General features: G+C 46.1%; 22 protein-coding genes. 19 read left to right on the top strand and 3 right to left on the bottom strand.

Annotation, left to right across the window (positions count from 1 at the left end):
- Positions 1-22: 22 nt before the first annotated feature.
- The 13 genes from A8708_RS13125 (at position 23) to A8708_RS13070 (ending at position 12,669) form a co-directional block, all read left to right on the top strand.
- On the top strand, positions 23-3,355 hold the full coding sequence (locus A8708_RS13125) for a WIAG-tail domain (protein ID WP_068664028.1): 3,333 nt from the start codon (positions 23-25) through the stop codon (positions 3,353-3,355).
- 227 nt (positions 3,356-3,582) lie between these two features.
- Positions 3,583-4,302, top strand: a complete 720-nt coding sequence (locus A8708_RS13120) for a sugar phosphate nucleotidyltransferase (protein WP_068664026.1) — start codon at positions 3,583-3,585, stop codon at positions 4,300-4,302.
- Positions 4,302-5,303 carry a dTDP-glucose 4,6-dehydratase gene (rfbB, locus tag A8708_RS13115; RefSeq protein WP_068664025.1) on the top strand — a complete coding sequence of 334 codons (1,002 nt, stop codon included), beginning with the start codon at positions 4,302-4,304 and terminating at the stop codon, positions 5,301-5,303. The genes A8708_RS13120 and rfbB overlap by 1 nt, the downstream gene beginning before the upstream one ends.
- Positions 5,300-6,181: a dTDP-4-dehydrorhamnose reductase gene (gene rfbD / locus A8708_RS13110; RefSeq protein WP_068664023.1), complete on the top strand. Its 882-nt coding sequence runs from the start codon at positions 5,300-5,302 to the stop codon at positions 6,179-6,181. Before rfbB ends, rfbD begins: the two co-directional genes overlap by 4 nt.
- Positions 6,182-7,276, top strand: coding sequence for a CgeB family protein (locus tag A8708_RS13105; RefSeq protein WP_068664021.1), 1,095 nt, complete (start codon positions 6,182-6,184; stop codon positions 7,274-7,276).
- Between the two features lie 15 nt (positions 7,277-7,291).
- Positions 7,292-8,437: a CgeB family protein gene (locus A8708_RS13100; RefSeq protein ID WP_068664019.1), complete on the top strand. Its 1,146-nt coding sequence runs from the start codon at positions 7,292-7,294 to the stop codon at positions 8,435-8,437.
- Between the two features lie 31 nt (positions 8,438-8,468).
- Entirely contained in the window at positions 8,469-8,789 is a 321-nt protein-coding gene (locus A8708_RS35435) for a hypothetical protein (RefSeq protein ID WP_157264748.1), read from the top strand.
- Between the two features lie 252 nt (positions 8,790-9,041).
- Positions 9,042-9,893, top strand: a complete 852-nt coding sequence (locus tag A8708_RS13095; protein WP_068664017.1) for a glycosyltransferase family 2 protein — start codon at positions 9,042-9,044, stop codon at positions 9,891-9,893.
- Positions 9,890-10,975, top strand: coding sequence for a glycosyltransferase family 2 protein (locus tag A8708_RS13090; protein WP_068664016.1), 1,086 nt, complete (start codon positions 9,890-9,892; stop codon positions 10,973-10,975). The genes A8708_RS13095 and A8708_RS13090 overlap by 4 nt, the downstream gene beginning before the upstream one ends.
- Before the next feature lie 2 nt (positions 10,976-10,977).
- Positions 10,978-11,706 carry a glycosyltransferase family 2 protein gene (locus A8708_RS13085; protein ID WP_068664015.1) on the top strand — a complete coding sequence of 243 codons (729 nt, stop codon included), beginning with the start codon at positions 10,978-10,980 and terminating at the stop codon, positions 11,704-11,706.
- A 59-nt stretch (positions 11,707-11,765) separates the two neighbouring features.
- Positions 11,766-12,053: a hypothetical protein gene (locus A8708_RS13080; protein WP_082927475.1), complete on the top strand. Its 288-nt coding sequence runs from the start codon at positions 11,766-11,768 to the stop codon at positions 12,051-12,053.
- 11 nt (positions 12,054-12,064) lie between these two features.
- Entirely contained in the window at positions 12,065-12,415 is a 351-nt protein-coding gene (locus tag A8708_RS13075; protein ID WP_068664014.1) for a hypothetical protein, read from the top strand.
- On the top strand, positions 12,412-12,669 hold the full coding sequence (locus tag A8708_RS13070) for a hypothetical protein (protein WP_082927474.1): 258 nt from the start codon (positions 12,412-12,414) through the stop codon (positions 12,667-12,669). The genes A8708_RS13075 and A8708_RS13070 overlap by 4 nt, the downstream gene beginning before the upstream one ends.
- Positions 12,670-12,694: 25 nt before the next feature.
- On the opposite strand, the gene A8708_RS13065 is transcribed toward A8708_RS13070, so the two are convergent.
- The 3 genes from A8708_RS13065 to A8708_RS13055 all read right to left on the bottom strand — a co-directional run bounded on the left by A8708_RS13065 (position 12,695) and on the right by A8708_RS13055 (position 16,114).
- Entirely contained in the window at positions 12,695-13,684 is a 990-nt protein-coding gene (locus A8708_RS13065) for a ketoacyl-ACP synthase III (protein WP_068664013.1), read from the bottom strand.
- 106 nt (positions 13,685-13,790) lie between these two features.
- Positions 13,791-15,185, bottom strand: coding sequence for an ADP-ribosylglycohydrolase family protein (locus A8708_RS13060; RefSeq protein WP_068664012.1), 1,395 nt, complete (start codon positions 15,183-15,185; stop codon positions 13,791-13,793).
- A 92-nt stretch (positions 15,186-15,277) separates the two neighbouring features.
- Positions 15,278-16,114, bottom strand: a complete 837-nt coding sequence (locus A8708_RS13055) for a helix-turn-helix domain-containing protein (protein ID WP_167355883.1) — start codon at positions 16,112-16,114, stop codon at positions 15,278-15,280.
- A 287-nt stretch (positions 16,115-16,401) separates the two neighbouring features.
- On the opposite strand from A8708_RS13055, the gene A8708_RS13050 reads away from it, so the two are divergent.
- The 6 genes from A8708_RS13050 (at position 16,402) to A8708_RS13025 (ending at position 23,470) form a co-directional block, all read left to right on the top strand.
- Positions 16,402-17,253 (top strand): AraC family transcriptional regulator, encoded by an 852-nt coding sequence (locus tag A8708_RS13050; protein WP_068664010.1) that lies wholly within the window; start codon positions 16,402-16,404, stop codon positions 17,251-17,253.
- 114 nt (positions 17,254-17,367) lie between these two features.
- A complete protein-coding gene (locus A8708_RS13045) occupies positions 17,368-18,858 on the top strand; it encodes an ABC transporter substrate-binding protein (RefSeq protein WP_068664008.1) in 1,491 nt (496 codons plus the stop codon).
- Between the two features lie 17 nt (positions 18,859-18,875).
- Positions 18,876-19,778 (top strand): carbohydrate ABC transporter permease, encoded by a 903-nt coding sequence (locus A8708_RS13040; protein WP_204787525.1) that lies wholly within the window; start codon positions 18,876-18,878, stop codon positions 19,776-19,778.
- The gene (locus A8708_RS13035) at positions 19,775-20,599 is read left to right on the top strand and encodes a carbohydrate ABC transporter permease (protein WP_068664003.1); all 825 of its coding nucleotides are present in this window, start codon (positions 19,775-19,777) and stop codon (positions 20,597-20,599) included. Before A8708_RS13040 ends, A8708_RS13035 begins: the two co-directional genes overlap by 4 nt.
- 51 nt (positions 20,600-20,650) lie before the next feature.
- Positions 20,651-22,030, top strand: coding sequence for a sulfatase family protein (locus A8708_RS13030; RefSeq protein ID WP_068664001.1), 1,380 nt, complete (start codon positions 20,651-20,653; stop codon positions 22,028-22,030).
- Positions 22,031-22,315: 285 nt separating this feature from the next.
- Positions 22,316-23,470, top strand: a complete 1,155-nt coding sequence (locus A8708_RS13025; protein WP_068663999.1) for a sulfite reductase subunit alpha — start codon at positions 22,316-22,318, stop codon at positions 23,468-23,470.
- The last annotated feature ends 381 nt before the right edge of the window (positions 23,471-23,851 follow it).

Raw genomic sequence — 23,851 nt, 5'->3', positions numbered from 1 at the left:
CTTGGGAATGGAGAGGAGTCCAATGAACAAGCGGAAGAGCAGTACTGGCCAGAAGGCGAACGTGCATAAAGTGAACTCCAGTATGAATGAATTGAAATGGCTTGATGAATCCCCTACGAAGTCAGACAAAGTGGGAGATCCTTCTAAACTAATAACGAAAGTTAATGTGGTTCCTACGGAGAAAGTGGAAACAGAAAAAGTTATGCAGGTATCGAAGGTTACCGAACAGATCACACCTGATTTATTACTGATCGAGCGTAAAACAGGTAAATTCGTTGACCCGGTTGTTTACACAGACGACATTGTGGATGAAGCTGTAACGTGGGACAAAATTGCAAGCAGGGCCATTGACGAGGTGAAAATTAAACCGTTCAGTATCGGTGCCAGATCGATCAAGGATGGCGCGATTGAGCATACAAAGTTAGCTCCAGCAAGTGTTACCCGTCCCAAAATCGCCAATCATGCGATATATGATGAGCACGTTGCTCTTAACAGTATCGTGGGTGATAAAATTCAAGAAAACTCGTTGCCGGGCAACAAACTATTGGATACCAGCATCACAACGGCCAAACTAGCAGATAAGTCAGTTGATGCGACCAAACTGGCCGACGGCGCTATTTTGCCACAACATCTATCTGAACTGATTATTACGAGTGACCTCATTGATCAACAAGCGATTACATCAGATAAAATTCTCAGTGGTGCTGTACAGACGAAGCACTTGGCTAATTACATCATTGATACTGCAAAGCTCATGGATGTGTCGATCACGACAGCAAAAATTAGAGACGGTGCTGTTACAGAAGAAAAGTTAAGCACGGGCAGTATTAGCTCTCTCCATATTAAGGGAGAAAGCATTCTAACAGAGCATCTGGGCAATCAAGTGATTACTAGCAGTTTGCTAGCAGATCAAGCTGTCACAGGCCCGAAGTTAGCTCCGCAAGCTGTAGATACGCTGCATATCGCCCAATCTGCGGTGAGAGGGGTTCATATTGAAGGAGCTGAAGTTAACAGTTACCATATCGCTGATCAGGCGGTTCGGACCAAACATATTGGAGAAGGTGCCATTGAAACGAAGCTCATTCAAGATGGTGCGATTACTGCAGCCAAATTGGGGGATAAAATCGTTGGGAGCAAACATATCACGCTATCAGCGATTGAGTCGAATCATTTAAATGATGGCGTTATTTCGAGTAGTAAATTGCAAGATGGAGCGGTTACTACGGATAAACTTGCGCAAGGTGCCATTATCGCCAAGCACATCGGTTCACATATTATTCGTCCTGATCACTTGGAGGACAATGTGATATCCAGCGCTAAAATCGCTCCGGGATCTGTCATTACCGATAAATTGGCAGAGGGCAGTGTCGTCAATTCGAAACTGAAAGATGAAAGTGTTACGTCCAATAAAATTGCCTATCGCACGATACATGCCGCTCATTTGCAGGATGAAATTATTTCTACAGGCCATATCGTCAAAGGGGCGGTTGGCGAGAAACAAATCGATCTGCATGCCATTCATCGCAACCATATTGCTGACGAAGCGGTCACGACGAGACATATTCAAGAAGAAAGCATCACGACGAGTAAGCTTGCCGAAGAAGCGGTAACTACGGCGAAAATAGCTCCGATGTCGATTGAATCACGCCATTTGCAAGATGATATTATCGATGGGGTTCATATCAGAGAAGCGTCAATTACGTCTGCTCATCTAGCACAAGGTTCTATTACGCTGGATGTGTTCGCTGATCGAAGCTTGGTAGGCAGCAAATTGCAGGAGAATTCAATTTCTACAGAAACCTTGGCCGATGGCGCAGTCACGAATGAGAAGCTCGCGAACGGGTCGGTAGGTACACACCATCTTCAAGTTAACTCGGTGACAACGCAAATCATTGAAGATCAAGCGATTACGAATGAGAAGCTTGAAGATGATGTGGTGACATCTGATAAGCTGGCTAACGGCAGTGTAAATAGTGCCAAAATCTCGAACAAAGCAGTCAATGCGGAACATATTGTTGATGGTGCGATCACAGCGTCGAAATTGGCGAATGAAAGTGTGCATGGCAGCAAACTCGCACCTGCAGCCGTGGTTTCCAGACATTTGGCAGATGGTTCTGTGATAAGTTCTAAGATTGCCTATCGTTCCATTCATAGTGAACACTTGGCAGAAAGTGCTGTTGTGGGCAACAAACTGGCGAATCAGAGCATCGATGGTACGAAAATCGTTCCAGGTGTGATTAATGACGAACATCTTGCCCCTGGTGCGGTGAATGGAACGAAGATCGCCAATGGATCTGTGAGCAATCAGCATCTCGTTGCAGGTGTTATTGATAGTGAGAAATTAGCTGTGAACTCGGTGGATAGTAATAAAATAGTGTCAGGAGCGGTAAATAACTACCATCTGGCAGATCATGCTGTATATGGAACTAAGTTAGCCCCGGCAAGTGTGGATGGAAGTAAGCTGGCAGATGGTGCAGTGAGCAGTGAGCATCTCACAGATCAATCTGTAGGTGCCACAAAGCTGGCATCAGGTAGTGTAGATAGCAGCAAAATCGTCTATGGCGCGATTCAACGCGAGCATTTATCAGATTTCATTATAGATGGGAAAAAGCTGGCCTTAGGAACTGTAACGAGCAGCCATCTTGCCGCAGGTTCGATTGATGGCTGGAAACTGCTCGATGCCAGTGTGGATAGTTCCAAGCTTACTTCAGAAGCGATTGGAAGCGAGCATTTGCAAGACGAAGCGGTTAGTCTTGCGAAATTAGCGCCCAATAGTGTAGACAGCAGTAAACTTGCGCTAGGTGCCGTAAATGAGAGTCACCTTGCCGATGAGGCTGTATCTCGATCGAAACTAGCTGCGAATAGCATCGACGGCAGCATAATCGTCGATGGCGCAATTGACACAACGAAACTAGCAGATGGCAGTGTAGACAGTTATAAGCTGGCTGAAGGTGCGGTGACGGATTATCATCTTGCTGAAGGCTGCGTCGACGGAACGAAGATTCAAGCGGGTACTGTTACGAATCAACATATCGCAGACGCAACGCTCACTGTGGCAAAACTTGCAGATGCTGTTGTTCGTTCTTCTTCTCAGCAACGACATGTGCTGCAACAATTCGGTCTTGAGCCATTTAGTATGAAGATTCAGGATGAGACTATTGAGCTGACTCTCCATTTTGAAGAGGAATACGCGAATACCAATTATGTACTGACAGCGATTACGAATCATCCAGCATGTTATGTCATTGTGAGCCAAAAGTCGAAGGAGAGCGCGGTACTGTCCATTATTCGGGCTAAGTTTTCTCATGATCAACAGGGGACTGTGAACTGGATCGCCATTGGAAATACGAATTAATGGAAGACGATAGGAAGTCTTGCAAGAGGAGAATACGAAACGGTAGTTCGCACACAATGCGAGACTACCGTTTTTTCTTATGTTTACGATATTAGTAGATAGATGACCAATTTTCAAATTAGAGGTTTTCGTCCAATTTCCGTCTATCATCATAGCATATGATAGCAGAAATGGATGTAACCACGCACCATAAGGAACTTACGAACGATTGTGAAGGGGGATGACTTGTGAAAGGTGTCGTACTTGCAGGAGGAACGGGAAGTCGCTTACGTCCTTTAACTCAAATTATTAATAAACATTTGCTTCCGGTTGGTGATCTGCCCATGATTCAATATGCCATTGATAAGCTATGCCAGGGAGGAGTTCAGGATATTCTCATGATCACAGGGAAACAATCTGCTGGCTTATATGTAGATTTTCTGGGCAGTGGAGATGCGTTTGGCGTTAATTTGACGTATAAGATTCAAGAGAAACCAGGAGGTATTGCGCAAGCCTTGGCTTTGGCGGAGGGTTTCGTTGAGAAAGGTGAAAAGTTCGTGGTTATTTTGGGAGATAATCTATTCCAAGATTCCCTTCAACCCTTCATTGATTCCTATAATCAACAAGCGGAAGGAGCCATGGTACTTCTGAAAGAGGTAGAAGATCCCCGCAGATATGGTGTAGCCCTCATGAAGAACGAACATATTGCGGTCATCGAAGAGAAGCCGGAGCATCCGAAGTCTCCTTTTGCGGTGACAGGCATTTATTTATATGACTCTACTGTCTTTGACATTATTAAATCACAATCTCCATCGGCAAGAGGCGAGATGGAAATCACAGATGTGAATAATGTGTATGCCGCATCAGGCATTCTTTCTCATATGTTGCTAAAAGGATGGTGGATTGATGCGGGAACACATGAATCGCTCTTTCAAGCCACTCTTTTAGTTCGGAAGGAGCACAGCTAATGCAGTCGTTGCTAGTAACTGGAGGAATGGGATTTATTGGAAGTAATTTCATTCATTATTGGAAGAAACATCATCCGAACGATCATGTGATCAATGTCGATCTGCTGACGTATGCAGGAAATCGGGACAACACTAGAATGTTCGAGGGGCAAGCTGGCTATCAATTTGTACAAGGTGATATTGCTCACGAGACGCTAATGAAGACATGGATGCAAGGGATTGATGTGGTTGTTCATTTTGCAGCTGAATCGCATGTGGACCGAAGTATTCATGACCCTGGCAGTTTTGTGAGAACGAATGTAGTCGGCACTCAAACCTTGCTGGAAGCAGCACGGCAAGCGCAGGTTAAGAAGTTTATTCATATTTCTACAGATGAAGTGTACGGAACGCTTGGGGCAGAAGGAGCTTTTAGTGAAGAAACACCCCTTGCACCGAATTCTCCGTATTCCGCGAGTAAAGCAGGCTCGGATTTGCTCGTTAGAGCTTACTATGAAACGTATGGATTCCCAGCGGTGATTACACGCTGCTCGAATAATTATGGTCCCCGTCAATTTCCCGAGAAGCTAATTCCACTCTTAATTACACGTGCTCTTTGTAATGAAACAATCCCTGTCTATGGGGATGGCTTACAGGTACGAGATTGGTTGTATGTGGATGATCACTGTTCCGCGATTGAGCGAGTTATTGTTGCCGGTGTTCCTGGTCAAGTGTACAACATTGGTGGTCAGAACGAGCGAACCAATTTGGAAGTTGTCGAACGTATTCTGAAGCTTCTTGGCAAACCGACGTCGCTCATTCAATTTGTTGCAGACCGACTTGGGCATGATCGGCGCTACGCCATTGATAGCTCCAAGATACGTCGTGAATTAGGTTGGGTGCCAGCTTACCCATTTGAGATGGGGCTTCCCATGACGTTGGCTTGGTATTTACAGGAAACCGAATGGTGTGCCCGCATTGCTGACGGTTCGTACCGTGAGGAGAAAGAAGCTGATCCAACGTGAAAATAGTGATTACAGGAGCTGGCGGGCAGTTAGGCTATGATTTGAATCGTGTACTAAGACCTGTATATGAGATTGTTGCCTGGCCTAGAAAGCAATTCGATGTAAGCAATGAGCGCGAAGTTACGGAGAAGCTTCGACAAGAACGACCTCACGTTGTCGTGCATGCCGCTGCCTATACGAACGTGGATAAGGCTGAAGTTGATAAGGAGAATGCTTATCAGGTGAATGCCATGGGAGCTTTGCATCTTGCACAGGTATGCGAAGAAATCGGTGCAAAGCTCGTCTATGTCAGTACGGATTATGTGTTTGACGGGAGGAAAGGCAGTGCGTATACAGAAGCCGATGCGCCTAATCCTATCAATATATATGGACAGTCCAAATTGCTAGGCGAGAAATTCGTCAGCATGACATGCCGGAAACACTACATCGTGCGTACGTCATGGCTATACGGAAGTAAAGGGACAAATTTCGTCACGAAGGTTATAGAGAAAGCACGCAGCGGTGGCCCCCTGCACATTGTCGATGATCAAATTGGCTCACCAACGTATTGCTTGGATTTAGCGCTATTCATAAGAAACCTCATTGAAACGGAGCATTATGGTTTGTACCATGCTTCGAATCAAGGAGAGTGCTCGAGATATGAGTTTGCTCAGCAAATTCTACAAGAAGCTGGATTGGCACAGGTAAGCTTGCTTCCTGTCCATACGGATGCTTTTCCGCCATTACCCGCGGCAAGGCCAATGTATTCAGCATTCCTGGATCATGCCATCACGATGAATGGTTTGACACCGCTACGGGATTGGCGTTCTGCGTTACATTTTTTCCTGCAGTTGGATTACTTCGAATCTGTTGACCTTGCGAAGGAGAAGAAGGTGTGAATGAACATGTCACGAGTAGTTGGTTCGAAGGAAGGTCGGAACAAGGGACTACAGCTGGGGATTGAGCATGGAAGAAGGATGGGACGCTGCCAATTTGTACTGGATACGTGCAAACCAGCTGGTATCCCGATCCGCGAGGTGAGTGTGTTATTTATTCCACAAGGTTTCGATGCCATTGATACAGGCATTATCGAAGGCTTGCAGCAGACTGTACGTGTGGTGCACACCGCAACAGCGGCGGATATGCTTCGTGTGGCTGCAGAACTGCGGCCAAACCTCGTTCTGGTGATGAATGGTCTGCATGTATTCCCGGCAGATCATGCTGCTCACATCGACGGGATCAGAATGATGGGCATTCGTACGGCCATTTGGTTCGCAGATGACCCGTACTTCACGGATTACTCGACCCCGCTTGCCCCGCATTATGATTATGTGTTTACGCATGAAATGTCATGCATCCCGTTATATCAAGGCGCGGGCTGCCAGCAAGTGCACTATCTGCCGTTAGCGGCAAGCCAATCCCTATTTAAACCGATGCAGGTGGGCCATGAATATAGAAGCGATGTTTGTTTTATTGGCGTAGGCTTTCCCAATCGTATTGCTCTGTTTAATACGATTGCACCTTACTTAGCTGGTCGCAAGGTCATACTTGCGGGACCGCTATGGAATCAATTGCAACATTTTTCACAATTTAAGCATGGCATTCATCTACAAGGGGTTCCTATGCGGGAGTCAGTGAATTATTACAATGGCGCCAAAATCGTGCTCAATATGCACCGCCTCACCTATGATGCAACCTACAATAAAAATAGCAGAAATTTGCCGGGTTACTCAATTAATCCCAGAACTTATGAGATATCAGGATGCGGTGCTTTGCAAATTACGGATCGGCGTTCAGACTTGGTGAACTATTATACGCCAGGTCATGATATCGAAACGTTCGAGCATCCGAATGAACTGATCCATAAGATTAACCACTATCTGTTGCATGAGGAAGAAAGGCTGCGTATTGCAACGAATGCGTTGCGAAGAACGATTTTGGAGCATACGTATGCTCCGCGTTTAGCCAAGCTTTTGGACATTATTTTTACCTAGAAGGGAGGGAAAAGGATGCAATTTCGGAATTTGGATCAGGCAAGGAAACAAGGTCATGCAGATGGCTATCAATCGGGGTACCCGAATGGTTTTCGTTTAGGTTTATGTGAGGCGGTTATGCAGAAGGCTATACGCGACCGAGCACCTAGACCTGTGTGGGACGTACGCGTTCTGTATGTAACATCGGGGAAAAGCTTTCCGTATAGTCCGTTGGATAGAGCCATTATTGAAGCCTTGCGTCCCCTGGTACGTGAACTCATTGTCGGGAATATGGACAACGATCCGATTCGAGTCGGGAATGCGCGGGCTAGCGTTGAAAGGTTGGCTACGGTTCATCGACCCGACCTGATGCTTGTCCTTGATGGCATGAATTTGCCGCTGCATACCGTGGCTCGTGTTCGCAGCATGGGTATTCGGACGGCGGTATGGCTAACGGATGATCCGTATTATACGGATTTCACGGCTTCTTATGCACCACATTACGATTATATGTTCACGTTAGAAATAAACTGTGTGGGGCTTTATCGGGATATGGGTTGTGCGCAGGTACATTATTTGCCGCTAGGTTTTCAACCGGAGATGTTCAAACCGAAGCCAGCTCCCGTCAGCTTGCAGCGGGATGTAAGTTTCATCGGTTCTGCTTATTGGAATCGCGTAGCCGTGTTTGATCAAATTGCTCCACATTTAGCAACAAAACGCATCCTGATCTCTGGCATTTGGTGGGAACGTCTACGCAATTTTAAGATGCTCGCTCCACAGATTCAGTTAAATACGTGGATGACGCCTGAGCAAACGGCCGATGCCTACAATGGCGCTAAAATTGTCATCAATATGCACAGAGCCTTCGATGATCACTCCTATAATCATAATAGTCGTCGTATTCAAGGGGCTTCACCGAATCCGAGAACTTTCGAAATTTCCGGTTGTGGTGTGATGCAATTGACAGATATCCGGAGTGACCTGGTTAATTTCTATACCCCTGATTATGATATCGTCACATATTCTTCACCCGAAGAGCTCGTTCACAAAATTAATCATTATTTAATCCATGAGGAAGAACGTAAGCAAATAGCCTTGCGCGGACTTTACCGCACGCTGCGCGACCATACCTACACGAATCGATTGATGACCATGTTGAGTATTGTGTTCGGTCCTAGGTAATGGCAACAAGAATAAATGAGGTGAATGAAGCGTGATTACCAAAAAGAGGCCACGTAAGCTGGCCATCGTTAGAAAGAGTCGTAAGAAGCGGTCGCCGGTGCTCAAAAAGTACCGAGTTATCAAGAAATACCGTCCGAAGAGCCGTTTAAGGGGAAAACGAAAAGGACGTGTGATTCGTCAGCTGCGCAGATTTCCAAGGCGTCGTAAAGTCATTCGCGGTGTCCGCAGATCGCCAAGAAGTAGACGAGTAATGGAAGCGTATCAGCATGCTTACAATACAGCGTATAACGAAGGCTACGGTTTAGGGTTTAATCAAGGGTATGCATGGGAAATGGAGCATCCACTCGTATAGTTTTGCACATGAGAAATGGTTCAAAGTAGAAGCGAATAGGCTGGGATTCGCAATTGGGATCCTGCCTTATCCGCTCCATTAGGAGTTGCATGTCTATATTCTAAGAATACATAGATCCTACAGAGTGAATGACAAAGGTGTACAAGGGAGTCAGCCTGTTTTACGAGACTGCGGCTTCTGCCCTCCCTATTTTCAAAGAAGATCATAGAATAAGTATTAGAGTACTTCGCCAAGGACAGGAGATGAGAACGAATGAGCAAAGCGCGTATACCGCGTAAAACTAAGCAAATTGTGCAACAAATCCCCCGCAGAAGCTCCCGCCATCTCTCTAATAAATCGGCTAAGGCATCCACCCATCTCTCTCAGAAACCCCTTGTGTCAGTTATCATTCCTGTTTGCAATGAAGCTAATACACTAGGAAAGGTTATTCAAGAGGCGCTTCGTGTGCATCCCCGTACGGAGGTTATCGTTATCGAGAATGGCTCGACGGATGGCAGCAAACTGATTGCGAAACAAGCGGGTGCCAAAGTGGTTTCTTATGACCAGCGTTTCGGACATGATGTGGGAAGAACTGTAGGAGCAAGGGAAGCGAAAGGCGATATTTTGTTATTCGTTGATGCGGATTTCGTTATTCCAGCAGCGGAAATGAGTCCGTTGATTGAAGCGATCCAACGAGGTGTAGATGTTGCATTGAATAAATATATTGGCGCTATTGCAACGACAGATGTACACCGAGTTGTTGTAGCCAAATATGCATTGAATGCGATTCTAAATCGCAGTGATTTGAAAGGGACCTCGATGACGACAATTCCCCATGCGATGAGTCGGAATGCACTGAACGTTATTGGAGCTGAGCATTTAGCTGTACCTCCGCTTGCTCAAGCGATAGCGATTCAGCGCGGTTTGCGTGTGCAAGCTGTCAAATATATTCAAGTTGGAAGTCGGAATAGAGTTCGATATAGCGTGGATGAAGGGGACCCTGTCGGAGATTTGATTGTCGGTGACCATCTGGAAGCTGTGCACTGGGTTATTGGGAAAACCGATGTTCGAGCTCTTCACGAGGATAAGCTGCGAATTCGAGAGATGATTGAGGTGAACAGGTGAAAGCGATCAGGAAGAAAACAGTTCGTAGACATATGGCTGTTCGCGTGCATGTGAGCAGGAAAACAGTAAAGAAATCAGTGCGACGTACGAGCATTAGGAAACGAATTCGATCCCAGACAGATATAGAGCTTTCTTGGAGAAAGCAGGCGTATCTAGCGGGACGGCAGGATGCGCTAGCCCAAGCGAAAGGGAAACGCGTGTATGGCAAGAAATCAGTTAATCCATTCTGGGTTAAGTGGCTGCAGTCACAGTCTCAGCTAACGGGGGTATCCAATTATGCAGCCGCTTCGAATGGCTATTCAGCAGGCTACTATGAAGCCGTCGGTAGACAGGCACCTAACTGGATACTTCTTCCGACACAGGCGAAAGTCGGTGCAATCGTTACGGTACGCAATGCGGAAGGGACCATCGGCAAGGTGCTTGAAGAATTGAACCGCATGCCTCTGCATGAGATCATCGTCATTGTGTACGGAAGCACGGATCGCACGCTAGAGCGGATAAGAGGGAAATCGGATGCGCTAATTATCCATTATCCAGAGCGGATCGGACCGCATGTCGGGAGAGCGATTGGCGCGAAATTATCCAAATCAGATATCTTGCTATTCCTAGAGGGTGAGGAAGTCATTCGAGCTCAACATGTGATTCCATTCCTACAAGAGATTGAACGAGGGGCACATATTGCCCTTAATAATCGTACACCCTATTTGCCTCCATTTGCTGAATGGGACGCTTTGACGGTGATGAAACAGTTCCTCAATATTTCGTTTAATCGGCCAGATTTACAAGCAAACTCACTGTCCGACGTTCCGCATGCCCTCTCGCGCCATGCTTTGAACCATGTAGACTATAACGAATTAATGGTGCCGCCCAAAGCGCTTATCCATGCGATTCTAGCTGGTCTGCATATCACTTCACAAGCGAGTATTCCCACCATGGGATGGCAGAAAGAACCTGGGCCAGAGAAGTTGCAACAAGGCATTGGCGATCATGTAGAGGCACTTGAGTGTGCGATGAGGGAAAGAGGCGAGCGGATTGATTTTCCAGACCTGATTCGAAAAAGGGAGATCATTAAGGAGGAATGAGTATGCAAGTAACAAGCATTATTATTCCTACGTATAATGGTTTGGCTTTATTGAAGGCTTGTGTGGCTTCGATTCGTAAACATACCTTTGTCCCCTATGAGATCATCGTCGTAGATAATGGATCAACGGATGGCACGCTGGCCTACTGTCGCAAGATGAGGCTGAAACTGGTGTCCCACCCCCATAATCTTGGTTTCCCAGCGGCATGTAATTATGGGCTTCGCTTTGCTTCCGGCGATCTATTCATGCTGCTGAATAACGATACGATCGTCACGCCAAACTGGCTTCCCCATCTCCAAAACTGCTTGAATAGCGCCGAGGATGTCGGTATGGTCGGTCCGATGACCAATTATGCGAATGGCAAGCAGAAAATTCGAGAGCGCTTCACAACGACGCAGCGGATGGCTAGGAAATATAACCGAGTGAACCCATCATTATGGAAGCCAACCGATCGGTTGGTAGGGGTTTGTTTGCTTTTTAGCAGAGATACGTTCGAGCGGGTCGGATTGTTGGATGAGCGGTTCTCACCCGGTTATTTCGAGGATGACGACTTCTGTTATCGGGTTCGATTAGCTGGTTATCGGCTGCTCATTACAGGAGATTGTTTCATTTATCATCGCGGCAGCGTAAGTTTCAGGAAAAATGGCAATGAAGCTCGTCGCAAGCTATTAAGACGTAATCGGCGAAAATTCATGGATAAATGGGGCGTGGATCCCTACCGGTTCATTTAGGCACCGATTTACAATAGGCCGCATATCGTAGAGTGAAAAAGGTTGTAGGAGGCGTAGCCGTGGAGGAGCGGGTGACGAAGATTATTTCCCATATTACGGCTTCACATAGCCAGATGGCCCACATATTAGAAGCTCATCGGCATATTTCTACACAGATGGCGGTCGTTGCGGGTGAACTGCCGGACTCTCACCCGGAGTTTGCTGGATTAGAGATGCTGCAGAAGCGGGCGTTGCAATTGACTCAGAACGTAACGGCTTATTTAAATAGTCTTGCTGACTTAGAAGAAGCTATAGCCATGCAAACAGAAATACTGATGAAAGAAATACAGGTACCTGATGAAGAATAGAGGGAACGACGTTGGATAGAACAGATCTCTATATGCAAATGTTAGATGCGACAGCCAAGCTGCAATACGAAATTAGTTTGATGTTGGAAGCTAGAGTCATTGAAGCAACGAAGTCACAAAACTGGATTTGTCAGCATATGAATGGGGCCAATTTGGAAGGGCATGACCATAAAATGAAGGTTACTAGTGAAGTCCATGAGAGTGTTATTGATCTTATAGGCGGCTTAACCAAGTTGGAAAATGCGCTTAATCACCAGATGAAGGCGTTACTTGGGAAAAATCAAATAGGATCAGCCTTAGGGGCTGCGGATGACATGGAATTTGGCCAGTTACTCCCATTTGGTGAGGATGGAAAGCTGTGAAGGAATGGAATCGAGAACAGGTGGAGCTGCATATGTTGATCTCGCTGGCTAGGAGCCAGCGAGCATTATGCAGAATCATTGAATCTGTAGCGGATCATGTAGAAGGTTCTGAACATCTAGCAGGTCATGTCGCAGCGAATCTAAAGTCGATAAGCGATTATCAGCATGTGATGATGATGAAATTATCGAAACAGTCTGCTCGTAAGCCTGTTACTGGCAAACCAGGCAAGCCGTGGATGAATAAGCATGTGTAGCTGCAGGAAGCAAATAGGGCTGGATTTACCCCCAACGCACGATTACACCTGCGTGTGTCAAGCCCCCGCCAAAACCATATAGTAACAGATTGTCGCCGACTTTCACTTTGCCATCTTTGATCCCCAAATCCAGCGCAAGTGGGATGGAGGCGGCGGAAGTATTGCCGAAGTATTCAAGGCTGTACAGCGCTTTGTCCATCGGGATACCGCTCCTCTCACAGATGGAGTCAATCATTCGCAAGTTCGCGCTATGAGGGATGAACCAATCGATGGCCTCGAGTGGCAAGCCGCTCTTATGCAGCAGCATCTCGATGCCCACGGGAACGGTCGAAACCGCGAAACGATACACTTCGCGTCCGTTCTGGACAAGCTTCCCTTCCCCTAGCAGCGTATCCCCATTCAGCTCTGTAGCTAGACCTGTTCGGTACACATGCTTGGCGCCTGTACCATCAGACCCCATGTGATAAGCGAGGAAGGCCGGCTTAGCTTCTTCGCGTTCAACGACCACTGCACCAGCACCGTCACCGAATAGGATGCAAGTGGATCGGTCTGTGTAATCTGTGATCTTAGATAACGCATCGCTGCCGATCACGAGTACTTTGTGATGCCCTCCGGCTGCAACGAGCGCACTCGCGGTATGAAGCGCGTAGGCGAAGCCCGCGCACGTGGCATTGAGATCATAGGCCCCCGCGGCTTGGAAGCCGAAGTGGGCTTGAACCTGACAGGCAACAGGCGTCGACGATAAATCTGGCGTATGTGTGGATACGATGATGAGGTCTACCCCATCTATGGAATTTGGGTATCGGTCGATTAGGTTTTGCACAGCTGCTATACATAAATGGCTAGTGAATTCATGCACTTCAGCTATTCGGCGCTCTCGAATACCAGTGCGTTGTACGATCCATTCATCGTTTGTATCTACCATTTGGGAAAGCGCTTCGTTGGTTAAAATGCGATGGGGCACATACGTGCCAATGGCAGAGATTCGCGCTTGCAAGGGATATGAGGAAGGCATGTGAGACACTCCTTTGGAATAGGCTTAGAATAAACTTGGTACTAGATATTAGTATCAGGTACTAATTTTATTCTAAGCTAAGGTGAGTGCCTTGTCAATGGGATGATTATACGATGTTCTCCTGATTGTAAAGCTCGCTCGGTAGGATCTTATGCCTCCTTTCGCTAACGATCTGCGGCAAACGTCCGAAGCGAGCCGCCAACTTGGACAACGACTGCTCGTAGAAGTATGCGAGACCTGTGTGGATTGTGTTCTGGAAGGGCGCGATCCATTGATCGCGGTCCAAGCCTTCGGGACCGAACCAGGCACCGAGCAGGGAGCCGACACTTGCACCGAAGCTGTCTGTATCGTTGCCTTGCGCGACTTGCTTGCATATTCCATCGCCTACATTCTCGGCGAACAGGAACGTGTTGATGAGTGTACCGATTTCTTGATGGATACCGCAATGCTGAAACTCACCGTATCGTGTGTGAATGGCGTCATATGCTTCAAGCCAATCACCAGATTGGATGACGATGTCTCGACAAGTCGAGGCCGATTCGTAGAAGCGACTTCGCTGCGGGATGAACTGCAGAGCAGTGTCAATGACTGCTAGTCGGTCATCCAACACCTGAGCCGCGGCAATCGCAGCCGCCAAGAACATGGTTGCATATACACCCGTACGGCGGTGCGTGAAGCTCGCGTCGCGCCAAGCAAGTTCAGCCGCGAGAGCGGGATTGCCCGGGCAGGCGTAACCGTAGGCGTCAGCGCGGATAGCAGCGCCGCATAGCTCGCTGTCTGGCGTCAGCACATCTGCCCAACGCTGAATCTCTTCGAGCGGAATTGGCGATTTGTCATGCTCTAAGTAACTAAGCCCAGATCGGAGGAGCATAACGCGCTCTGGTCCCCATGTCGTGCTTATAGGGAGGTGATGGAGCCATAGATTGCGGAGGTCGAGCTGTGTGAAAGCTGTCCCGAACTGCTCGAGTGCGAGCATGCCCATCAGCGTGTAGTTGATGTCATCGTCAGGAGCTACGCAATGTATGCGATCACGTGTTGTTTCGAACCAGGACCAATGGCGTTTGCCGAGCGAACGAAGCATCTCATCAGATATGTAATCCCGAATGGGCCATTCTCCGACTTTCGTGAAGGCTTCGCGCATCTCGTACAAATTCGGATTTACTTCCAGCGGCTTTCCGAGCATGGAGCCGCACACAGAGGAGAGAAATGCCGTCTCAACTCGACGTGAGCTCTCCTCAATATTCACCGCTCTTTGTATGCCTAGAGGTCTCGCTGGATCGCATTCCTTCCAAATCTCTTCAATTGTATCGGGTTCATAGTAGGGCCAGTCGAGCCGCAGCGGCATTTCTGAGAGTGATTGTGCAAATGTGAAATAAGCATCATAGCTCGTCGGTAAACTTTCAAGACGATGCAAATAGCCAGATGTGTCATGTCCTTGGGCAAACTTATTGCGGAGAATGACAGAGAGCTGGTCTTTTAGGAAAGGAAGGGATAGTAGCATAGTTGGAATCGGCCTCCATTATTGGTTTGATCTCATTATAACGAATAGCATGAGAGACCCGCTTCCCAGAACGCACTGAAACCTTCTCGATTTCAACTGAAAATACCACTTAATAGGTTGCGATAATCAGAAGGCTTCATACCCACTTGATCCTCAAAAGCACGATAGAAGGCGGCCTGACTCTGGAAGCCGCTTTGTTGGCAAATTTCCGTCACGGGCAGGGACGTGCGAATGAGGAGATCCTTCGCGGCATGTACGCGGACAGAACGTAGATATTGGGCGAAGCCCATGCCAACCGCTTCCCGAAAGAGGACTTGTGTACGAGAGGGACTCAGATGCAGCACAGATGAAACATCGTTTACTGTGAGTGGGTCATGGTAGTTCTGTTCTAAGAACTGAATAACTGGCCTGAGTGTGCGATATGCGCTAAGAACATTGCTTGCTTCTAGCAAGTCTGGCGACGGATTGTAGTAACGAAGGAGGGAGGCACAGATATTCATCAGGTGTCCCTTGATCATATAGTGAAATCCAGGGTCTCTGCGGCAGTATTCGTTCCACATGATCAGAAGCGCTTCTTTCATGCCAGTTGCGCACGCTACCGAAGCGGGAATACGATTCTCGAAACCTTCTGGGCGATATAGAAATGGCAGGAGCAGTTCCTTATCGGTGTGCAGCCAGATGGAAGGTTCGAAGAATACGAACAGAAATTGCGCTGGTTGGTCCGGATCGGATTGGGCGCGGTGCGGTTCGACCGGATTCACGACATAAATATCACCAGGCTTGATGGGATAGCTCTTATGACCAAAATGAAATACGCCTTCTCCCTCCAAGCAGCAGCCGATTTCCAGCATACTATGCCGGTGAAACGGCTCGAGCCGATAATCGGGAACATGCATCATCATATCGATTGGCAAATTCGTACGGTCCACAAATTGTCCTCTCCTCTCTGATTGACTGGGCATAATTTGTATGTTTGCCTTATAGTTCTCTAAAGTTCATGTTCTTTCAGCATAACATCGATGCTAGATGCTTTACAAAAGCAATCATTAACCATCAACTATATGTTAAGCATAAGACAGATCAAGAGATGAAACAGGTATTTTCATTGCGTTAAATCCCCTACTTAGCTCAAAACATGAATACAGGGAACACAGAGGAAGTATGAGGAAATTGTCGAATGTAGTGTGCTACGTATAGATACGCAAGGAGTGAAACGATGTCGACTCAAGTAAACGATCTATTTTCCATAACATTGTTTGATGTGAAAAAAGTACAATACTACTCCCGGATTATGTTTGATATTAGTCATTCCTACCTTACGGTATCTTACATCAAAAAAGGGGAGGTTATCACGACGGACGATGGAAAAGAGTATGTAGCCAAAACCGGAGATGTGATGATTAATCGCCCCAACACACCTTTTAATGTAATTTCACAGGAAGAAGGTATTCATTATCTCTTAAGTTTGAAATTACATGTCAGGGAGGGAGTCGATTTCTTGCAGGCATTTCCTCTCGATAAAGTTATAAAAGTTAGGGATACCGCTCTGTATGAAAAAAAGTTCGATGAACTTCAAGACTTATGGGCGCAAAAAGAGGCGGACCACTATTCGGTCCAATCTGCTTTCCTGGCGCTCTTTCTGTTGCATGAAATTATAGAAAGTTCCAAGATAGGAGAAAAACGTAAGTCTAGGGAGACGTTTGAGATTACTCGGTTCAATTATGCGCTTCATTATATTGAGAAGGGACTGGAACGCAATATTACACGCGAGGAATTAGCGGAAATTTACCATATGAATCCTATTTATTTTAGCCGTGCATTCAAACAGGTCTATGATCTAACGCCGATGCAGATGCTTCAGAAAATGCGACTCATCAAGGCAAAAAGAATGTTGGAAAATCCAGAGAACACCATTGAGCTCATTTCTCAGCAATGCGGCTTTTATGACGCATCGCATTTTAACCGAATTTTTCAGAAATCGTTCGGGATGTCCCCAAGTAATTTTCGGAAAAGTATCAAAAGTACAAAAAGTGGAATCGTGCCTACATGGTCTGAGGATAAGTTGTAGGATAACATAATAGTTAACGTGAAGGGAAGGAGGTTCTAGTGGCGGTTCTCACTGGAGCTAATTGTTAGCAAGTGTTATCTATCAATATTGTTCAAAACAAAGGGGGATATACCATTGGTACAAAAACTGAAATATGCTGCCTTACTACTTGGAACTGTATGTATTGTACAAAGTATAACAGCTTGTTCGGCTTCAAATTCGGATGCTAATAGCACGGCAACGCTTGCAACAACAGGGACAACTGGAGAAAAGGTCACCTTGCGTGTGATGGACTGGGCAGATAGTGAGAAACCTTTCCGTGAGAAATTTATCAAAGATTTTGAAGCGAAATACCCAAATATCAAAATTGAATATACGCTAATGAGCGTTGATCAATTTCAGAATACAATTACAACGGCAATTAAATCGGGAGATGCACCGGATTTATACCCAATTCCCAACAATGTATCTTTGAGTATGGCGGTTAAAGGGGAATGGTATCAGCCTTTAGATCCTTATATAGATGAAGAATTTAAGAACAAGTTCGTTGACGGTGCATTTGTTGAAGGGGCGACCATGTTGAATGGGAAGATCTACACGATTCCTGCACTTGCGAGCGTACCTAGTACACTTGTGTATTATAATAAGCAGCTTTTCCGAGATGCTGGGTTAGACCCTGAAAACCCGCCGAAGACATACACGGAATTCCGCCAAGCGGCTAAGAAAATTACCGATGCAGGTAAAGGCAAAGCTTACGGTATTATCGAGGGCGGCAAACAAATCGGACGATGGAAACTAGCGGCTATGGATTGGTCCGCATTAGGCGGCAGCGGCTTCAATCAGCAATCACCGATTAGTTTGGTTACTCATAGTGCGAGCTATGATAGCAAAGCTGTCGTTGATGTCATGAATTTGTACAAGGGAATGAAAGATGACGGTAGCTTCCATCCGAAGACGATGAGCATATCTGCTCCTGAAGCTCGAGCCTTATTTGGGGAAGGGCAAGCTGGTTTTATTTTACAGGGCGAATGGTCCATTGGCGTATGGAAACGCGACAACCCTAACTTGGACTTCGGAGTTATGGCGCCACCTATTCCGGATGGTGGTCAGCAAGGCTTCTTGCCTAGATCAAGCTTTAGTCCATGGATCGGAATGTCCAAAACAACGAAACATCCGAAAGAAGCTGCCCTATATTTAAAAGAGTATTTCAGTAAAGATTACCAGGCGGTGCTAGTTAAAGCAGGAGATCGCTTCTCCATTTTAAAAGAAGTAAACGAAAGTTCCTCGGAGATTCCACAGTTTAAACAGTATTATGACATTGTTCAGAAGTTTTCACGATCCGTGCCTAACCCACAAATCAGGAATCCAGAACTTGCAAGTGTGTATAGCAATTACAAGGATGTTCAACCAGGTGTAGGCGATATTATGCAAGCTATCGTATCCGGGGCAATCCAAGATCCTACGGCTACGCTTAAACAGTTATCCGATAATATTAATAAGTCCCTGGATACAGCGATTTCGAAGGCCAAATCGGAAGGTGCCAAGGTAGATAAAAATGATTTCATATTCTCAAATTGGAGTTCTGACAAGAACTACACCGTACAAGATTATAAGTCAATTCAATGATAGGGAGTTCACGCAGCATGAAAACCAAGTGGAGAATTGAAATGTGGTGTTGGATATTCCTAATTCCTACTGGCGTCCTTTTCGTTCTGTTTCAAGGCTGGCCCATTGCGGCCAGCTTGTATTATGCGATGCTGGATTGGTCAGGTCTAACAACAGATTCAACCTTTGTCGGACTGAACAATTTTTATGATGTGGCGAAGGATCCCTATTTCTGGAACGCATATAAAAATAGCTTTAAATTTATGTTAGGCGTAGTTCCACTGCATCTGTTGGTGCCACTAGTGCTAGCTATTATTTTGAATCGTCCCAAGTTAAAGGGAGCCAGCATCTATCGGACCTTGATTTTCTTGCCAGTGGTTACAACGACATCGATTGTCGGTATTATCATGGTTTTCATATGGGGTAGTGATGGAGCAGTCAATGATGCGCTCTTGAAAATAGGTTTGCTAGATACACCCATTAATTGGTTAGGTGATGCCAAATGGTCGATGTTTACGGTTATCATCATATCCGTGTGGAAAAATCTAGGGATTAACATGGTCTATTGGCTTGCCGGTCTACAGAATATTCCTAAGGATATTTATGAGGCAGCCGAAGTAGATGGAGCACGAGGGATGAAATTATTTGTTCATATAACAGTGCCTCTGTTGGTGCCTATCGGAGCTGTCATTTTATTGCTAAATGTCGTCAATTCACTGAAAGTGTTTGATTTGATTAAAACAATGACCAACGGGGGCCCCTTCTTTGCCACGGATGTTGTGTCCACTTATATTTATCGTTACGCTTTCTCTAGTGAAATGGGACTGCCCCAATTAGGGTATGCATCGGCAGCGGGCCTTTTCTTCGCAGTAACGATTATTTTCCTAGCCATTATCCAATCTGTGCTGACTAAACGAATAAAAGGTCGTGCAAAATCATGAAGATCTTTCGACTATCCTTATTTCACATCGTGATGACTTCATTTTGTCTAGTTTGGATTTATCCATTCTTATGGATGGTATCAGCAGCGTTCAAAACACAGAGTGAATTTTTTGCTAACGGTTTAAAGTTGATGCCGAATAACTTTCACATGGGGAATCTCATTCGAGCTTGGAACGAAGCGAACTTTGAACGTTATTTTCTGAATAGTGTGATCCTTTCCGTCAGTACCATCCTTATTGTACTTGTCGCTACGGCTACTTGTGGTTACGTGCTTGGCAGGTATGTATTTAGAGGGAAAAAGTTCGTATTGGGAGTATTGGTCTCTAGCATGTTCGTCCCTATGGAGTTCGCGATTATCCCGATCTATGATTTAATCAAACATTTGGGACTGATGAACAATTTACTAGGTGTTATTCTTGCTGAAGCTGGCGGGGCGCATATCATTTTTATCCTGCTCTTCTCCACCTTCTTTAGTCAGATCCCTAAGGAGTTAGAAGAATCTTCCATTGTGGATGGCAGTGGGTTTATACGGACATTTGTGACCATTATGCTTCCTTTATCCAAACCAATCGTTGGCAGTGTGATGATCATGCAATTTATCTGGTCATGGAATTCTTTTATGATTCCTTTGATCCTAACGCTAAGCTCACCTAATCTTCGACCTTTAGCCGTAGGCTTATATGCATTACGAGGGGAGAACGTCGTTGACTGGACGGGTATTGCAGCAGGTGGGACGATCGCGATACTCCCGATTATTGTTATCTTTCTATTCCTCCAGCGCTACTTTGTAGATGGGATTGCTGGAGCTGTTAAAGGCTAACGTTTCCATTACATAAACTATAAATGACATCAAAAGGTAGGATACAAATCGATGAGAATACTATATTTGGATTTAGATTCCTTGCGCCCCGATCATCTCGGTTGTTACGGTTACCATCGAGCAACTTCACCACATATTGATCGTATCGCAGAAGAAAGCGTGCGATTTACCAACTATTACTGTTCCGATGCGCCTTGTATGCCATCTAGAACCGCATTGATGTCAGGAAAATTCGGGATTCATACCGGAGTCGTTGGACACGGGGGAACTGCTGCGGATATGAGGCGCGAAGGAGCAGAGCGAGGGTTTGGTGACCGATTGGCCACGGAAAGCCTTCCAGGTGTATTGCGAAAATTAGGTATGAAGACAGCGTCAATCAGCACTTTTGCGGAAAGACATTCCGTATGGACCTTTAATGCAGGGTTTAATGAAGTACTCAATGTTGGTGGCAAAGGCGGCGAATCGGCTGAAGAAGTGCTGCCTGTAGCTCTTAAATGGTTAGAGGATAATGCAAAGTCTGAGGATTGGTTCCTGCATTTGAATTTTTGGGATCCCCATACCCCTTATCGAGCGCCGGATGACTTTGGTAACCCTTTTGCTAATGAGCCCATGCCTGCTTGGCTTACGGAAGATGTTTTTCAAAACCACATGCTCAAAGAAGGGCAGCATAGTATTCAAGATATGAATAAGCTCGCTCGTTCGCATTACTATAAACATTCGAGACACGACAAGATGATAGAGGAACACAACGATTTAAGAACCCTCATCGATAATTACGATTGTGCCATTCAGTATATGGATGAGCATATTGGGAAAGTCATTCAGACCCTTGATCGACTAGGCATTCTAGAAGAAACAGCCATTATTATTAGTGCGGATCACGGGGAGAACATGGGGGAACTAGGGATCTATTCCGAACACGGTACTGCCGATCAGGGAACCTGTCGCATTCCAATGATCATCCGATGGCCTGGTGGTCTCCAAGGCAGCGTAGATGAGGGGCTTCATTATCAGTTAGATCTCGCGCCTACACTGGCTAGTCTGCTGCAAACATCTAAACCGGACTCATGGGATGGCCTAAGCTATGCCGAAAGTATTACACAAGGAACGGATACGGGTAGACCGTATTTGGTCGTATCGCAGTGCGCGCATGTTTGTCAGCGGAGTGTCAGATTCGAGAAATGGCTCTATATTCGAACCTATCATGACGGGTACCATGGATTTCCAAGGGAGATGCTGTTTGATCTGGACAATGATCCCTATGAACAGTACAATCTGGCGGAAGAAAGAAGCGATATATGCAAGCAAGCGATTTATTTGCTAAATGAATGGCATGATAGCATGATGCTTTCCATGAAAGATGATACAGATCCTTTGTGGACGGTAATGAAAGAGGGCGGCCCTTACCATGCCAAGGAATATAAACAATAATTTCATAGCTGTAAAATAGGTTTAGGTGAGGGGGACGCTGTGGCGGAATCCCTGCCTTTTTTTATGTTTTTATTTATGTGGTAATAGTTATATAAATGATATATTTATTGGTAATTTCAAGCGGGGAATAGTATAGGGGATCAGAAGATTACTGTTTGAAAATGACAAATTGTTTAATTTGTTTGAAAAAGTTAAAAATTCATAATAGGATTATTTAATAAGCATATCTAAGTTGTTCAGCTTGTGATATTCTAAATAATAAAAAAATTTCTGGAGTGAAGAGAAATGCAAGTTACTGATGTCGAAAAAGTACCATCCTTGTTTTCTAGAACCAATCCGTTTCAAGCGAAAGTATTGAAAAATATTAATTTAAACGGAGCAAGTTCCAGCAAAGAAACACGCCATATTGAACTTTCGCTCGAAGGTTCAGGATTGTCCTACGTGCCCGGCGATTGCTTAGGCGTAGTGCCAGACAACGATCCGGAGTTGGTCGCTTCGATCCTTGAGGTGATGAAGTGGGATGCGGACACGGAGGTTGTCATTAATAAACAGAACGAAACGCTTCCATTGAAAGAAGCGCTTTTGAAGCATTTCGAGCTGACGTTGTTGTCCAAGAAAATCGTTCAGCAAGCTGTTGAATTCTCGAATAATGAAGCGTTGAAGCAGCTTGTTGCAAATGCGGAGCAGTTGAAAGCTTACACAGATGGCCGTGATTTGCTTGACTTACTGAGCGAATTCGGACCTTGGAATGCTTCCCCACACGAAATTGTCGCTTTATTGAGAAAAATGCCGCCACGCTTGTATTCCATCGCAAGCAGTTTTGCAGCTAATCCAGGTGAAGTTCACCTTACGATCGGTGCTGTTCGCTACATGGCACACGGCCGCGAGCGCAAAGGCGTATGTTCTGTCATGTGCGCAGAGCGTTTGAATGAAGGGGAAACGGTTCCGGTCTTTGTTCAAGTAAACAAACATTTCAACCTTCCGGAGTCTTCGGAACAAGATATTATCATGGTTGGTCCTGGCACAGGTATAGCACCGTTCCGCTCCTTTATTCAAGAGCGCGCCGTGAGCAAAGCGACAGGCAAAGCATGGCTGTTCTTCGGCGACCAGCATTCCGCGACAGATTTCTTGTATCAGGAAGAACTGGAGCAATATCAACAGTCTGGCGCACTGACTAAAATCGATGCGGCTTTCTCTCGTGATACAGCGCAAAAGGTGTATGTGCAGAATAAAATGCAGGACAATAGCCAAGAGCTATTCGCTTGGTTAGAGGGTGGCGCTTACTTCTACGTGTGTGGAGATAAACAAAACATGGCGAAGGATGTTCACAACACCCTGATCGACATTATTGAAAAAGAAGGCAAGTTAAGCCGCGAAGATGCTGAAGCGTACTTGGCTGGCTTGCAGGAGCAAGGACGTTACCAACGCGACGTTTATTAGAATGGAAAAGGCGAGTAAGCTGATGATCAGCTTGCTCGCCTTTTGTGTTGGCGTTGGCCGGCTGGCGGGCAAGAGGGAGCTAACGTTCGAGAAGGCTGGCGCGGTTGACGGCGGTCGGCCAGATAAGGCCCCTTTTGGGCCTTATCTTTGCCCGCGGCCGCGAGGCTATGCAGTTAGCGCCCGAAAAGGGCGCTAAAGCTCGGGAACGTGCGCGCGGATGTCGTCGGTCGGCCAGATAAGGCCCCTTTTGGGCCTTATCTGTGCCCGCAGCCGCAGGGCTATGCAGTTAGCGCCCGAAAAGGGCGCTAAAGCTCGGGAACGTGCGCGCGGATGTCGTCGGTCGGCCAGATAAGGCCCCTTTTGGGCCTTATCTGTGCCCGC

The sequence above is a fragment of the Paenibacillus oryzisoli genome (assembly GCF_001653565.1).
GTDB lineage: Bacteria > Bacillota > Bacilli > Paenibacillales > NBRC-103111 > Paenibacillus_E > Paenibacillus_E oryzisoli.
This window is presented reverse-complemented; position numbering and strand designations above follow the sequence as displayed.

Coding starts and splice junctions, on each gene's coding strand:
- A8708_RS13125 (WP_068664028.1), top strand. CDS start 23: ATGAACAAGCGGAAGAGCAGTACTGGCCAGAAGGCGAACGTGCATAAA.
- rfbB (WP_068664025.1), top strand. CDS start 4,302: ATGCAGTCGTTGCTAGTAACTGGAGGAATGGGATTTATTGGAAGTAAT.
- A8708_RS13105 (WP_068664021.1), top strand. CDS start 6,182: ATGAACATGTCACGAGTAGTTGGTTCGAAGGAAGGTCGGAACAAGGGA.
- A8708_RS13100 (WP_068664019.1), top strand. CDS start 7,292: ATGCAATTTCGGAATTTGGATCAGGCAAGGAAACAAGGTCATGCAGAT.
- A8708_RS13095 (WP_068664017.1), top strand. CDS start 9,042: ATGAGCAAAGCGCGTATACCGCGTAAAACTAAGCAAATTGTGCAACAA.
- A8708_RS13085 (WP_068664015.1), top strand. CDS start 10,978: ATGCAAGTAACAAGCATTATTATTCCTACGTATAATGGTTTGGCTTTA.
- A8708_RS13065 (WP_068664013.1), bottom strand. CDS start 13,684: ATGCCTTCCTCATATCCCTTGCAAGCGCGAATCTCTGCCATTGGCACG.
- A8708_RS13060 (WP_068664012.1), bottom strand. CDS start 15,185: ATGCTACTATCCCTTCCTTTCCTAAAAGACCAGCTCTCTGTCATTCTC.
- A8708_RS13050 (WP_068664010.1), top strand. CDS start 16,402: ATGTCGACTCAAGTAAACGATCTATTTTCCATAACATTGTTTGATGTG.
- A8708_RS13040 (WP_204787525.1), top strand. CDS start 18,876: ATGAAAACCAAGTGGAGAATTGAAATGTGGTGTTGGATATTCCTAATT.
- A8708_RS13035 (WP_068664003.1), top strand. CDS start 19,775: ATGAAGATCTTTCGACTATCCTTATTTCACATCGTGATGACTTCATTT.
- A8708_RS13030 (WP_068664001.1), top strand. CDS start 20,651: ATGAGAATACTATATTTGGATTTAGATTCCTTGCGCCCCGATCATCTC.
- A8708_RS13025 (WP_068663999.1), top strand. CDS start 22,316: ATGCAAGTTACTGATGTCGAAAAAGTACCATCCTTGTTTTCTAGAACC.